Below are 12,720 nucleotides of genomic sequence, written 5' to 3' on the forward strand. Positions count from 1 at the left end.
TTCAGGGGTGCCTCAGTCGCCCACGATGAACAGATAGCCGCTCAGCTCGCGTGCTTCGGTCGGGGCGCCCAGGACCTCTTCGGCCTTGGCCCGTTGGGCGCCGGGTAGAGACTCCTCGGCCAGCAGTTCTTTGAGCTCGACGATGAGCCGGTCGAGCTGGATGAAGTTGAACATGGCGTCCGCGTAGGGATCGACCACGTCGAGCACCCGTGAGCCCGCCGCCGCCCGTGCCCGTGCCAGCTGCGGGAACGAGTTGGCGGCGTCGTCCGCGACCCGTCGTACGCGGGCATGGTTCTGATCTTCAACGTAGAACGTGAGCACTGCAACCTCGCGGGGGAGGGATGATGTCCGGAAAATACCACTAATCGCCCCGGCGACGTGCTGCGCGACACTGTGACGGCGGGGCTGCGGTGGGGATAGCGTCCATGGCAGCGATGTTGGCGGGAGCGAGAGGCGCGCATGAGCGGGCGACAGGCGACCGTGGTGGTCATCGGGGGTGGGCAGTCGGGGCTTGCGGCCGGTTATCACCTGAAGCGGCGTGGGTTTGTCAGTGCGCTGGTGGAGCCCGGGGGCGAGCGGACCTTCGTGGTGCTGGACGCCGCGTCCGCGGCGGGTGGGGCCTGGCAGAACCGGTGGGAGTCGCTGCGGATGGCGACCGTCAACGGGATCTTCGATCTGCCCGGGTTTCCTAAGCCGCCGCTCGATCCCGGGGAGCCCAGCCGCACCGCCGTGCCGCGTTACTTCGCGGACTTCGAGAAGACCACCGAGCTTCCGATCGTGCGTCCGGTGCAGGTTCTCCAGGTACGGCCGGGGCCCGGCGACACCCTGATAGTCGACTCCGACCACGGATCCTGGTCAGCGCGGGCGGTCATCAATGCGACGGGCACGTGGACCAATCCGGTGCTCCCCCATTATCCGGGGCAGGAGACGTTCGCCGGGCTGCAGTTGCACACTCACGACTACGTGGCGGCCGAGCGCTTGAACGGGCGGCGCGTGGCCGTTGTCGGGGGTGGGATCTCCGCGGTGCAGCTGCTCGAGGAGATCTCGCGCGCGGCGACGACGTTCTGGTACACGCGCCGCGAGCCCGTTTTCCGTGACGACGAGTTCAACGCCGAGGCCGGCCGGGAGACGATCGCGAAAGTCGTCGCGGATGTCGAGGCGGGGCGGCCCACCGGCAGCGTCGTCTCCTACACCGGGCTGTTGTGGACGCCGTACGCCCTCGCTGCCAAGGAGCGTGGGGCGCTGGAACGGCGGCCGATGTTCACGGCGATCGAGCCCTATGGCGTACGCGAAGCAGATGGGTCTTTCACTTCGGTCGACGTCATTTTGTGGGCCACCGGGTTCAAGGCGGCCCTCGCCCACCTCGATCCACTGGGGTTGCGGAACGACACCGGTGGGATCCGTTTGATCGGCACGCAGGTGGCGGGCGAACCGCGCGTGCATCTCATCGGGTTCGGGCCGTCGCAGTCCACAGTGGGCGCCAACCGGGCCGGGCGGGAAGCGGTCAACGCCCTCGTCAAGTATTTCGACAGGGACCAGGTGAACGCGTGAGATTCCAGGTCCTCGACATCCCGCCCCACCTCGAGAACCCGGTGACCGGGCGCGAGATCCGGCCCGACGAGCGCTTCGCCCAGGCCCTGTCGTCGACCCGGCATGCCGAGGAGTTCGGCTATGACGCGGTCGGCGCGCCCCGGGTCCGGCACGGCTCGGCTCGGCTCGGCGACCACGCTGACCTCGGCGAAGCCGCTCCGCCGACGACGCGGCAGCCGACGACGTGACAGCCGAGATCGCGAAGACGAGTAGGGATACTCATGCCGGGGGCGGCGGGGAGGACAAGACTCATCGGCATGACTGAACAAGCGAGCCCGATGCGCGCCGACCTCACCGTTCCCGTTCGTACGCTCGGCTGGGCTGCCGGTCTCGCGGTCCTGTCGGGTGGCGCCTACTGGGCGCTGCTCGGCTGGGACACCCAGCGCGACCTCGACCCGGCGACCGGTTCGATCACCGGGCCCTGGTCGGCGTGGCAGGTGCTCGGGCTGGCCGCGGTGGTCGGCGTGCTGGCGTTCGCCGCGGGTCGCGCCCGGCGGGCCTGGCTGGCGACGTTCGTGATTCCCGCGGCGGTGACCGCCAGCTTCATCGTCTCCGCGTCCCAGGACCCCGATGGTGACGGCCTCTGGCCCATCGGCGCGGCCCTGGTGGCGCTCGGTACGGTCGCCGGGGTCGTGCTGGTGTCCTTCGTGACCCAGGCGCTGACGCGAGTGCGTTGATTCGTATCCGTCGGTAACACGCCGTTGATCAGGCTCACCCGCGTCACCGCGGGGATCGCCGCGGCGTTCCATCTCAAGGCCGAGTTCCTCAACCCGGGCGGGAGCGTCAAGGACCGGGCCGCGCTCGCCATGGTCCGCGCCGCCGAGGCCACCGCGGTCCAGCAGGTCGTTCTCGTACACGTAGATGACCGCCTGCACCCGGTCGCGCAGGGCGAGTTTCGCGAGGACCCGGGACACGTGGGACTTCACCGTCTCCTCGCTGACGTGCAGCGACGCGGCGATCCCGGCGTTGCCGTAGCCCTTGCCGAGCCACCAGAGGATCTCCCGCTCCCGGGTGGTCAGCCGGTCCAGCTCCGAGGGCTTCGCCGACGGGGCGATCCCGGGTCTCGATGGCCGCGCGGAACCCGGACCGGAAGAACTCGTGGTCGTCGGCGATCAGCACTCGGATGGTCATGACGACTGCTCCAGGGGGAACGTGACGGTGGTTCGCCAGGACCGGCCGGACAAACTCCGGGCCGTGTTCGGCGTGGCCGTCGAAGAGGGCGGCCCGGTGGCGGATGCCGTCGAGACCGAGGTGGTGCCGCCGCTGGGGCGGCAGATCGTTACGGCAGGACAGCTCCGGGCGTACGCCCTCCTGGCTGATCCGCAGTTCCACGACGCCACCAGCGCGGCAGGCCTGCGCGCCATCTCGACCGCGACGGGGAAGACCCTGTGGAGGGTGCGCGGTGCGGACGGGTGAGCGCGCGGCCGACGAGCGGTGCGGCGTTGCTGATCCTCTCCCCCGCCTCCGGCAGGACCGCGCGCATGTTCGGCACCGCCACCGAGCACGTGGTCGCCACCGGGGCCGGCTCTTCGTGACGAATCGGTACACCGTGAAGGCGTACACGCCGTCGTTGTGAGGGTTGCCATAAACAGGACTATGAGATACCTGTTTACGATACGGTCGAATCCTGCCGAGCATCCAGGAGGAACCCGTGCTCTCCACGTCCAGTACGCCGATCGTCGAGGCGACGCTTCCCGTTGTCGGGGAGCATCTCGAGGAGATCTCCAGCGTTTTCTACGACACGATGCTCGGGGAGAATCCTGAGCTGCTCACGCTGTTCAGCCGGAGCGCGCAGGCGACCGGCGAGCAGAAGTCCGCGCTGGCCGGGGCAGTCGCGGCCTACGCCGCGCACCTGGTCGGTGCCGGCCCGGACGCCGCTGTCTTCGACCACATCGTGGAGCGCATCGCGCAGCGGCACTGTGCGTTGGGGATCCGCCCCGATCAGTACACAATGGTCGGTCGCTATCTCCTGCGGGCGGTCGGCGCCGTGCTCGGGGATGCCGTCACCCCGGAGATCGCCGCTGCCTGGGACGAGGTCTACTGGCTGTTCGCCGCCCGGCTCATCGGCCGCGAGGCCCGGCTCTACGGCGAAGCCGGCGTCGACAGCACGAACCCGTGGCGCGAATACGTCGTCGCGGCGCGCGTCGAGGAGGCCGAGGACGTCGTCTCGTTCATCCTTGCCCCCGCCGACGGCGGCCCGGCTCCGGCATTCCGGCCCGGTCAGTACGTCACCGTCGCCGTCGCCGACCAGCTGCGGCAATACTCACTCTCGCAGGCCCCCGCGGCGGGGACGTTGCGGATCACGGTCCGCCGGGTCCGCGGCACCGGCGGACGGCCCGACGGCGTGGTCTCCGGACACCTGCACGACCGGGTCCGGGTCGGCGAGCGGTTGCGCCTCAGCCAACCGTACGGTGACCTGGTCCTGAACGACGGCCCGTCCCCGATCGTGCTGATCAGCGCCGGGGTCGGCATCACACCGATGGCCGCGATCCTCGACCACGTCGCCCGCACCCAGCCCACCCGCGACGTCACCGCCGTGCACGCCGACCGCAGCCCGGGCCGGCACCCGTTGCGCCACGACATGACCGGTCACGGCTCGCGGATGGCCAGCTTCCGCACCCTCGTCTGGTACGAGGAGCACGCCGGCTCCACAACCGCACACGCCGGACTCATCGACCCGGACCTGATCCCCCTGCACCCCGACGCCGAGGTCTACCTCTGCGGCCCGGCCCCGTTCATGCAGGCCGTCCGCGCCGCCCTGCATCGCCGCGGGCTGCCCGACGAGCGCATCCGCTACGAGGTCTTCGGATCGGAGCAGTGGCGTGCCGCCCCGGCCCTGGTGCCCTGAGAGAACATAATCGCCGGGTGTCGATCCAAGCGGTGCGTGTTCTGTTCAAGGGCGAGGTCCTGGCCGACTACGGCCAGTTCGTCGTCGGCAGCGACGATTTCAGCGAGTGCGAGCTGTTCGAGTCCTTCGCCGGTCAGGAGGGTGTCGGGCTCTGCGGGGCGAACACCCCGGGAGAGCTGCTGGTCGCGACCGGCATGCGGCACGGGGGCGTCGGCGTCACCGTCGAGCTGCACGACAGCGCCCCCGGGGTGGACGGGTCGTGGGAGGAGATCGTCGAGGTCTCGTACCGGCCGTTGGCGGAGAGGACGCAGCTGAAGAGCTTCAACGGCGAGGTGGCGGGAGATCTGGAGCTCACGGAGCGCGACTACCGGGTCCGCTGCTCGGCGACCGGGATGCACGACGGTTTCGCCTTGAACAACCGGGACGGCGGCGAGCCCGTGGCCGACCATTATCTGCTGCAATTCTGGCCCGCGGAGCCCGAGCCGGCCCGCTCGATCAAGCGGACCAGCAATCTCAGCGGCAACCCCAACGCGGACTGAAAAGGCGGGCATTTCCCGGAACAGGCGTATGGTCGGCACACGACGCCGCACGTTCATCCACCCGTTCCGGGAGGTTCGATCATGTCCAAGGACTCGACGAGCAAGGCGAACGTCAAGAAAAAGGGTAAGACCATCAAGGAAAAGCAGACGGCGAAGCGTGAGAAACGCAACGAGCTGAACGGCCACGCCTCGACCATCCCGCCCACGGGACGCTGATTTCGGTCAGCCCGCCGTATAACCGGTGACTTTGCCGGCCCAGGCGATGAATTTGTCGGCGTCCTGATTGACCGCGTGGCCCGCGTCCCAGTACATCAGGGCGTCGACGGTGTCGCCCAGACCGGTGACACCGGCGACGAGGTTGCTCAGGACGGTCAGCGAGGTGTCGGTGTCGCTGGTGCCGACGCGGAAGAACCAGTTCTTGGCGCGGCCCGCGTTCTTCTCCGTGAGGAAGTACATCGGGTTCATCAGGGTGAGCAGTTGCGGGATGTCGCTGTCGAGGGCGGTGCCCGACTTACCGCTGGTGTCGTTCTTCAGGCTGAATTCCGTAAAGTGGCGGGTGTCGGTGGTGGCCGAGCCGAATTCGTTGTTCTCGCCGGCGCTCAGATCGAACGCGTCGAACGCGGGCTGAGCTTTTTTGCGGGTGCCGAGGTGTTTGAGGTAGTCGGCGAACGTGAAAACCGCTTTCCCGCCGGACCAGGCGATGCCGGCGTTGGCGGAAAGGTATTTCGCACGGTCGGCTGCGGACAGTTCGCTGAGGTACTTGGTGGCGGCTGGCTGCAGGTAGGTCGTGAGCAGGTAATCCTGGTAACGGTCGGCGGTCAGGTCCTTGCCGTCGACGCCGGTCAGATGCAGAGATTTCTGGTACGCCGTGAACGCGTCCGACAATTCCTTCGCGATGCCCTGGTCCACGGTTTTCCCGGTCGCCTGGCTGGTGAGGCTGCCCCAGAGGAACTCGTAGGCGCCGTCGGCGTTCTCGAGATCGGTGATCGGGCAGTACGCGGCGACGGCGAAGATCGTGTCGTCGGCGTCGGCCGCACCGAGCGCGGTGAGGTACGGGGTGTAAAGGTCGCTGCCGCCCGAGGCACCGAGCAGTGTGGACACTGCGCCGCCTGCACTCGTACCGTCAGAGACGATCTTGTCCGTGTTGCCGGGGACCGTGCCCTTGTTCGCTTTCAGGTAGCGGATCGCGGCCTTGAGGTCGACGATGACCGCCGGCGCCGTGCCGAAGTTCTTGCCGTCGCCGGTCTTGTTGTCCCGGCCACGCGCGGCCACCTGGACGACCACCCAGCCGGCTGCCAGCGCGGCTGACGCGTTCTGGCCGCTGCTCCCGGCTCCGGTCGGCAACCCACCCATCCCACCCGGCCCACCACTGGGAAGACCCGCCATGCCACTCGGCAGACCGCCCATCCCGCCGGGGCCACCACTCGGTAGACCGGCCATACCGCTGGGAAGACCGCCGGGCATGCCACCGCCCGGCATCCCGCCCCCGGCGGCGAACGGGTCGTCGGTGGCCTTGGCCGACATGTAGCCGCCGACCGGGATCTCGAACAGGATCGGCGCGTCGGACGCGTCGACGGCCTTCCCGGCAATGGTCACGGGGACGGCGATGGTCAGGCTCTGATAGTCGACATCCACGGGCTTGGCGACGTAGGGGATCTTGCTGAAGAGCCGGTACTCGACCTCGACCTCGCCCGCCGCCGTGGTGACGGTCGTCGTCTTCGACGTGTACTTCGTCTTGTCGAACACGAGGGAACCGGTCGTCGTGGGCGCGGGGTCGGAGTCGCAGGCGGCAAGCAGTCCCGCGGCGGGGATCAGACCGAGGGCGCCGAGCAGGGTGCGGCGGGACAGGTTCGTCATGTCTCCAGCCTTCCGGCAACGGAGCCCGCTGTCGTCGTCCCTCAGCCGTCACCGCAACTACTGCCACCGCGGTACCGGCAGCGCCCTGACCTGCGTGTGCGGCCCCGGCGAGCCCGGGTGCCGGCAGCAGAGCTACCACGATGGCAGTAAGGGTCAGGGCTGATCGCCGGCACGGACCAGGCCGCTCTGGTAGCCGATGACGACGAGTTGCGCGCGGTCGCGGACGCCGAGCTTGGTCATCGTACGGTTCACGTGGGTCTTGACCGTGAGGGGTGAGAGGGTGAGCTGCTCGGCGATGTCCTCGTTCGAGCGGCCGAGCGCCGCCAGGCGCAGCACCTCGCGTTCCCGGTCGGTGAGCATGGCCAGCGCGGGCGGCACGAGCGGCCGGCGTTCCCGTTCCGGGGCGATGAGCCGGTCGATCAGCCCGCGGGTCGCGCGGGGGGTCAGCAGGGCCTCGCCCGCCGCGACGACGCGGATCGCCCGGATCAGCTCCTCGGGTTCGACGTCCTTGCTGAGAAATCCGCCGGCCCCGGCGCGCAGGGCGGCGAGGACGTTGTCGTCGGCCTCGAACGTCGTCAGCACGACCACGCGGACCCCGGCGAGATCCTCGGCGGCGGCGATCACCCGGGTCGCCTCCAGGCCGTCCATCACCGGCATCCGGATATCCATCAGTACGACGTCGGCGCGCGCCGATCGGGCCAGCTCCACGGCCTGGCGCCCGTCGGTGGCCTCGCCGACGACCTCCATGCCGTCGGCGAGGTCGATGATGAGCCGGAAGCCGGCGCGGATCAGGGTCTGATCGTCGGCCAGGACGACACGGATGCTCACGGCTGCTCCTCGCTGCGGGCCGGCGCGGGGAAGACCGCCCGGACCGCGAACTCGTCGTCGGTGGTGAAGCTCGCGTCGACCGTGCCGCCGGCGGCCGCTGCCCGTTCGCGCATGCCGATCAGCCCGTACCCGGAACCCTGCGATCGTGGTCCGGGCGGCACGCCGTTGGTGAGGTCGAGGGACAGCTCGGTGCGGGTGAACGTCACGGTGACCCGGACGGGACCGGTGCCGTGTTTGCGGGCGTTGGTGAGCCCCTCCTGCACGATCCGGTACGCGGCCAGGTCGGTCACCGCCGGCAGCGTACGCGTATCGCCGAGCCGGGTGAGCCGCACGTCGACCCCGGTCGCGGCGAACGATTCGATCAGCGCCGGGAGCCGGTCGAGTCCCGGGTGCGGCTGGTGGTCCGGTTCGCCGTCGCCCGGCTGGCGGTGCAGCCCCACGATCGAGGTCAGCTCCTTCAGTACGGTCGCCGAGGCCCGGCGGATGTGCGCGAGCGGGGCGGTGGCGGCCTCGGGCCGGCGGGTGAGCGCGTACGTCGCCGCCCCGGACTGCACGTTGATGACCGCGATGTGGTGGGCGACGACGTCGTGCAGCTCCCGGGCGATGCGCAGGCGTTCGTCCGCGACGCGGCGGCGTACCTCGTCCTCCCGGTCGCGTTCGACCCTGCGTGCGCGTTCCTCGACCTCGGCGATGTAGGCGCGCCGGTTGCGGACGGCGTACCCCGCCGCCGCGGCCATGCCCGCCCAGGCCAGGTAGCTCAGGCTCGGGAGCATCCACCACCCGGCCCGGGTCCCGAGGACCGAACCGGCCCAGCCGCCGATGCCGCACACGATCGCCAGGGTCCAGGTCACGCGGGGGCTGTGGTGCATCGCGAGGCGGTAGAGCGCGACCGTGACCGCGACGATCAGCGCGGGCGCGGACCAGCCGGCGACCAGATAGCCGATCTCCGCGACGGCCGACAGGACGAGCACCGGTGCCGGGAGGACCCGGCTGAACCCGACCGCGACGGCGGCGAGCCCGGCGGCGCTCAGGTCGGCGGCCAGCGGCACCCCGAGCTCGGTGCCCGCTCCGGTGAGCGCGCCGGTGCCGGCGACCGCTGCCACCGCTACGGCGGCGAGCAGGTCCTTGAGCCACGGCCGCACTGACTGCATGAGGGCAACGGTACGCACCCGGCCGGGGACCACGGTGCGAATGGTCCCCGGCCGAGCGGTTCGAGGTCAGTGCCGGGTGATGACGAGCTTGCCGTCCACCGCCCTGGGCCAGGTCTGGTAGCCGTGGGAGTACAGCGCCTGGCCGACCCAGCGGTAGTCGTTGCGGACCGGGTTCTCCGGGGTGTACGCCACGAAGTTGGCGGCGTCGTCGATGCTGCCGGTGCCGTCGTACCGGGCGACCGCCGGGTAGGGGAACACCGGACGGGTACGGGTGACCGCGCCCCCGGCGATGTTCGAGGCGACGATCCTGGCGGGCTTCCGGCCGCTCTCCGTCCACGCCATCACGGGCGTGAGGATGTCGAACGTGTTCGGGCCCTCGCCGCCGCCGCAGTGCGCGACGCCGGGGAAGAGGTAGAGCTTGGCGAAGCGGTCGACCGTCGCCGCGCCCATCGTCGTCCGCATCGTGTCGTAGTAGTCCATCGTCCCCTGCGGGGAGATGTGCTGGTCGTTCCAGCCGTGCCAGAGCAGCAGCTTGCCGCCGGCGCGCTGGAACGTGCTCAGGTCGGGGTCGATCGCCGCCATGTACGTCGTCGACGGCAGCATCGTCTTCCAGAACGAGGCGACGGTGAACTTCAGGTCGGACAGCTTGTAGGCCGGGTTCGGGTTGTTCGGCTGGGCCAGGTAGCGCAGGTAGGACAGCGCGAACATCTCACTGCCGACGGTCTGGCCCTGCGCGGCCGGGATGAACAGCGTCCAGTCGAGCTCGGAGCTCCACTCGTGCGCGATCGCCGGCTCGAGGCGGTTGCCGTGCTCGTCGGTGGCGCCGTCGTGCAGCTTGCGGACCACGGTCGCCTCGGCGCTGGTCAGGCAGGTCGCCGGGTCCTGGCCCGCCGTGCAGACGATGCTCGCCGGGTTGAAGTGGCACAGCCGCGGGTCGTCGACCAGCCCGTCGCGCAGACCGTCGATCGTGTCGCAGGCGGCGAGGACGGCCGCGTGGATCAGCGGCAGCTTGTTCGACAGCAGGATGTACTTGCCGTCGGCGTCGAGGTTCGCGTAGACGTTCCAGGCGTGGTGGAAGGTGTTCTGCAGGGCCATGTTGTTGGCCGGGGCGCCGGCCGCGATGCCGTCGAAGTCGTGCGGGTAGCGCTGCGCCTCCATCAGCGCCTCGCGGCCGCCGTCCGAGCAGCCGTCGAAGTACGAGTAGACCGGCTGGCGGCCGTAGAACTTCGTGATGATCGCCTTGGCCACCTGGGACGTCACGTGCACGCCGCGGTAGGCGAAGTCGATCTGTGCCTGCGGGTTGCCGGCCGCCCAGGAGCCGTCGTTCTGGCCCTGGTGACCCATGTCGGTGGTGGCGCCCGCGACGGTGCCGTCGGCGATGACCGGGCAGGTGGACGCCTGGGGGTAGTTCAGGTTGGCCATGCCGCAGAGCCCGCCGCAGCCGGCCTGCACGTAACGCTGGGTCCAGCCGTTGATGGGGAGCCGGACCACGATCGTGTTGGCCGGGGCGATCGTGCCGCGGACCTCGCAGTACGGCGCGGCGCCGGTCGTGACCACGGTCGCGGTCTTCAGCGTGACCGGGGCGTCGGTGACGCCGCCCAGGTCGAGCCCGGTCACGTCCGCGCAGGTCATCACGGGTGGGATCGCGGGTAGATCGGCCAGGCCGTCGGGGGTGACGCGGGGGCCGGAAGCGAACGCGGCGGTTCCGGTGACGGCGAGGAGCGCTGTCAGGACGACGGTGAGGAGGAGGGGAGCGGGTCTGTGGCGCATGGCGGGTTACCTTCCGGGAGGAGGAACTACCGGGGTGCCGTGGGTGTGGAACGTGTCGATCGTCTTGAGGCCCCACGCCTGTCCTTTGGCGCGTTCGGCGCGGGTCCAGCTGATCGTTTCCCAGTCCGGTGCCAGGATCAGGCGGGCACCGGAGTTGCAGAGTTCGATGCGGTTGCCACCGGGCTCCCACACGTACAGGAAGAAGGTCTGTTGGATGGCGTGTTTGTGGGGTCCGGTCTCGATGTGGACACCGGCGTCGAGGCAGACGTCGGCGGCGCGCAGGATCTCCTCGCGGGTGTCCGTGGCGAACGCGATGTGGTGCAGCCGCCCGTTCGCTCCCGTCCAGTCCTCGGTGTAGACGAGGTCGTACGTCTTCTGCCCGAGGTTGAACCAGACAGCCTGCGCACTGCCGTCGTCCTTCACGATCTGCTCGGTGCAGCGCGCGCCGAGCACGTCGGCCAGGAAGGCGGACGTCTTCGGCACATCGGCGGTGAGGTAGTTGACGTGGTCGAGGCGGCGCACGTTGGCGCCCCGCCCCGGATAGGCCGCCGCCTGGTTCTTCAACGCGGGCCGGTCGGTGTCGTCGGCCTCGTAGCGGGCGGTGTCCCAGTAGACACCCATCTCGTGGCCGTCCGGGTCGGTGAAGAGCGAGACCTCGCCCAGGCCGTACACATCGGACACCCGCTTGTCGATACCGGGCAGCCGTTCCAGCGCCTGCGGACCTGAGGCACGCAGATAGGTACGCCCGATGCCCGCCTGTTCGCGCTGGATCAACCGCACGGTCCACGACTGGTAGTCGTCCCACGTGTGCAGATAGACGGACGTGTCGTCGCGGTGCACCTCGCGCAGCGACAGCACATCGACGAAGAAGCCACGCGACTCCTCCAGCACCGGCGTGTAGAGCTCCACCGGCCCGATGTGCGCGATGTCGCGCGGCCGATCCGGGTCATGGTTCATTCGCCCACCTCTCTTGCGCGCGGCCACACGAGGCCGTCGGACAGCTTGCGTGCGGTACGGACAACCGTGCTCCGGCGGATCCGGGTCCCCGCCCCGCCCTCGTCGAGCGCGACGTTCACGTCGAAGAAGCCGCTCGGGTGCTCGACCCGCACGATGCGGTCCGGTGCCGCGACCGGACCCGTGACCGTGCCGGGGGTACGCACAGCGGCGGCGACCGAGACCGCGCCGAGCACCCCGACAGCCGTATGGACGCGATGCGGGATGAACGTGCGGGTGGTGACCGTGCCGCCGTGCCGCGGCGCCGAGACAACCGTGATCTTGGGGACGGTGGCATCCCGGACGTCGCCCAGACCCATGGCGGATCCGGCCTCGAGCCGGATCGCCTCCACGATGGACCGCAGCTCCTGGTCGGCCTCGAGCTCGTCCGGTGCCTCATCACCGGCCAGCTGCAGGTCGCCCGCACGAACGAGCACCACCGGCATGCCCGCGGCGACGCAGGTGACCTCCACCCCGGCGAACCGGTCGACGAGCCGCCCGGTCGGGTAGATCGGGGCGTCGTTCCCGGGGAGCGCGATGTCGATCGGCGCGGCCGGGAACGGCGTCCCGGCCATCACCGTGTCGCCGTCGTAGCGCACCCGCCCACCCGGGGTCAGCACCCGCGCCGACGCGAAGCTCACCGAGGGGTTCATGATCCGGATCCGCACCTCGGTCGTCTCCGCGCCGGCCGCGACCAGCCCGCGCTCGACGGCGAACGGCCCGACCCCGGCCAGCAGGTTGCCGCAGGTCTGGGCGGCGGTGACGATCGCCCGATCAGGCACCACCTGCAGAAAGAGATAGTCGACGTCGGCACGCGGGTCGGTGGACGGGCCGACCACGGCTACCTTGCTGGTCAGTGGGTGGCCGCCACCGATCCCGTCGATCTGGCGCTCGTCGGGTGAGCCCATGACCCGCAGCAGCAGGTCGTCGCGTTCGGCGGGCTCGTCCGGCAGGTCTGAATCCACGAAGTACGCGCCCTTGGAGCTCCCGCCGCGCATCTGCATACACCGAATTCCGGCTGCCTCGTCAAACATGAGGTCCTCAGCTCTTCCGAGACGGGACGCATCTATGACCATCATTGGAGGCCCGTCCCGGCCGGCGAAACGTAAGCCGCTGTCAGCAACTTTGTCAACAATGTTTCGGA

The 12,720-nt window shown here is 69.8% G+C and carries 15 protein-coding genes and 2 pseudogenes; 9 read left to right on the plus strand and 8 right to left on the minus strand.

Annotated features, from left to right (window positions below; all coding sequences use genetic code 11):
- Positions 1-12: 12 nt before the first annotated feature.
- Positions 13-321, minus strand: coding sequence for a hypothetical protein (locus tag Aco04nite_RS04775; protein ID WP_212995929.1), 309 nt, complete (start codon positions 319-321; stop codon positions 13-15).
- Between the two features lie 138 nt (positions 322-459).
- On the opposite strand from Aco04nite_RS04775, the gene Aco04nite_RS04780 reads away from it, so the two are divergent.
- The 4 genes and pseudogenes from Aco04nite_RS04780 to Aco04nite_RS04795 all read left to right on the plus strand — a co-directional run.
- Positions 460-1,551, plus strand: a complete 1,092-nt coding sequence (locus tag Aco04nite_RS04780; RefSeq protein WP_212995930.1) for an NAD(P)-binding domain-containing protein — start codon at positions 460-462, stop codon at positions 1,549-1,551.
- Positions 1,548-1,778, plus strand: a complete 231-nt coding sequence (locus Aco04nite_RS04785; protein ID WP_212995931.1) for a hypothetical protein — start codon at positions 1,548-1,550, stop codon at positions 1,776-1,778. Before Aco04nite_RS04780 ends, Aco04nite_RS04785 begins: the two co-directional genes overlap by 4 nt.
- A 69-nt stretch (positions 1,779-1,847) precedes the next feature.
- Positions 1,848-2,267: a hypothetical protein gene (locus Aco04nite_RS04790; protein ID WP_212995932.1), complete on the plus strand. Its 420-nt coding sequence runs from the start codon at positions 1,848-1,850 to the stop codon at positions 2,265-2,267.
- Positions 2,268-2,291: 24 nt separating this feature from the next.
- Positions 2,292-2,417, plus strand: a pseudogene (locus tag Aco04nite_RS04795) (hypothetical protein); the annotation flags it as partial.
- Positions 2,418-2,507: 90 nt separating this feature from the next.
- Here the strand turns inward: Aco04nite_RS04795 and Aco04nite_RS49910 are convergent.
- A pseudogene (locus tag Aco04nite_RS49910) lies at positions 2,508-2,645 on the minus strand (helix-turn-helix domain-containing protein); the annotation flags it as partial.
- On the opposite strand from Aco04nite_RS49910, the gene Aco04nite_RS04805 reads away from it, so the two are divergent.
- The 5 genes from Aco04nite_RS04805 (at position 2,602) to Aco04nite_RS49505 (ending at position 5,193) form a co-directional block, all read left to right on the plus strand.
- Positions 2,602-3,006, plus strand: a complete 405-nt coding sequence (locus tag Aco04nite_RS04805) for a hypothetical protein (RefSeq protein ID WP_212996040.1) — start codon at positions 2,602-2,604, stop codon at positions 3,004-3,006. The pseudogene Aco04nite_RS49910 and the gene Aco04nite_RS04805 overlap by 44 nt on opposite strands.
- Complete coding sequence (locus Aco04nite_RS49500) at positions 3,003-3,125, plus strand: hypothetical protein (RefSeq protein ID WP_280519304.1); 123 nt, start codon at positions 3,003-3,005, stop codon at positions 3,123-3,125. The genes Aco04nite_RS04805 and Aco04nite_RS49500 overlap by 4 nt, the downstream gene beginning before the upstream one ends.
- A 116-nt stretch (positions 3,126-3,241) precedes the next feature.
- Positions 3,242-4,438 carry a globin domain-containing protein gene (locus Aco04nite_RS04810; RefSeq protein ID WP_244875756.1) on the plus strand — a complete coding sequence of 399 codons (1,197 nt, stop codon included), beginning with the start codon at positions 3,242-3,244 and terminating at the stop codon, positions 4,436-4,438.
- A gap of 17 nt (positions 4,439-4,455) precedes the next feature.
- On the plus strand, positions 4,456-4,977 hold the full coding sequence (locus tag Aco04nite_RS04815; RefSeq protein ID WP_212995933.1) for a hypothetical protein: 522 nt from the start codon (positions 4,456-4,458) through the stop codon (positions 4,975-4,977).
- A gap of 81 nt (positions 4,978-5,058) precedes the next feature.
- The gene (locus Aco04nite_RS49505) at positions 5,059-5,193 is read left to right on the plus strand and encodes a hypothetical protein (RefSeq protein ID WP_280519305.1); all 135 of its coding nucleotides are present in this window, start codon (positions 5,059-5,061) and stop codon (positions 5,191-5,193) included.
- A 6-nt stretch (positions 5,194-5,199) separates the two neighbouring features.
- Here the strand turns inward: Aco04nite_RS49505 and Aco04nite_RS04820 are convergent, their stop codons facing one another.
- The 6 genes from Aco04nite_RS04820 to Aco04nite_RS04845 form a co-directional block, all read right to left on the minus strand.
- Positions 5,200-6,834, minus strand: a complete 1,635-nt coding sequence (locus Aco04nite_RS04820; RefSeq protein ID WP_212995934.1) for a subtype B tannase — start codon at positions 6,832-6,834, stop codon at positions 5,200-5,202.
- A gap of 153 nt (positions 6,835-6,987) precedes the next feature.
- Positions 6,988-7,662 (minus strand): response regulator, encoded by a 675-nt coding sequence (locus Aco04nite_RS04825; RefSeq protein WP_212995935.1) that lies wholly within the window; start codon positions 7,660-7,662, stop codon positions 6,988-6,990.
- Complete coding sequence (locus Aco04nite_RS04830) at positions 7,659-8,813, minus strand: sensor histidine kinase (protein WP_212995936.1); 1,155 nt, start codon at positions 8,811-8,813, stop codon at positions 7,659-7,661. The genes Aco04nite_RS04825 and Aco04nite_RS04830 overlap by 4 nt, the downstream gene beginning before the upstream one ends.
- Before the next feature lie 66 nt (positions 8,814-8,879).
- Positions 8,880-10,583, minus strand: a complete 1,704-nt coding sequence (locus Aco04nite_RS04835; protein ID WP_212995937.1) for a tannase/feruloyl esterase family alpha/beta hydrolase — start codon at positions 10,581-10,583, stop codon at positions 8,880-8,882.
- 6 nt (positions 10,584-10,589) lie between these two features.
- Entirely contained in the window at positions 10,590-11,540 is a 951-nt protein-coding gene (locus tag Aco04nite_RS04840) for a VOC family protein (RefSeq protein WP_212995938.1), read from the minus strand.
- Positions 11,537-12,652 (minus strand): PrpF domain-containing protein, encoded by a 1,116-nt coding sequence (locus Aco04nite_RS04845; protein WP_308161616.1) that lies wholly within the window; start codon positions 12,650-12,652, stop codon positions 11,537-11,539. The genes Aco04nite_RS04840 and Aco04nite_RS04845 overlap by 4 nt, the downstream gene beginning before the upstream one ends.
- Positions 12,653-12,720: the final 68 nt, after the last annotated feature.

The organism is Winogradskya consettensis (assembly GCF_018332715.1).
GTDB lineage: Bacteria > Actinomycetota > Actinomycetes > Mycobacteriales > Micromonosporaceae > Actinoplanes > Actinoplanes consettensis.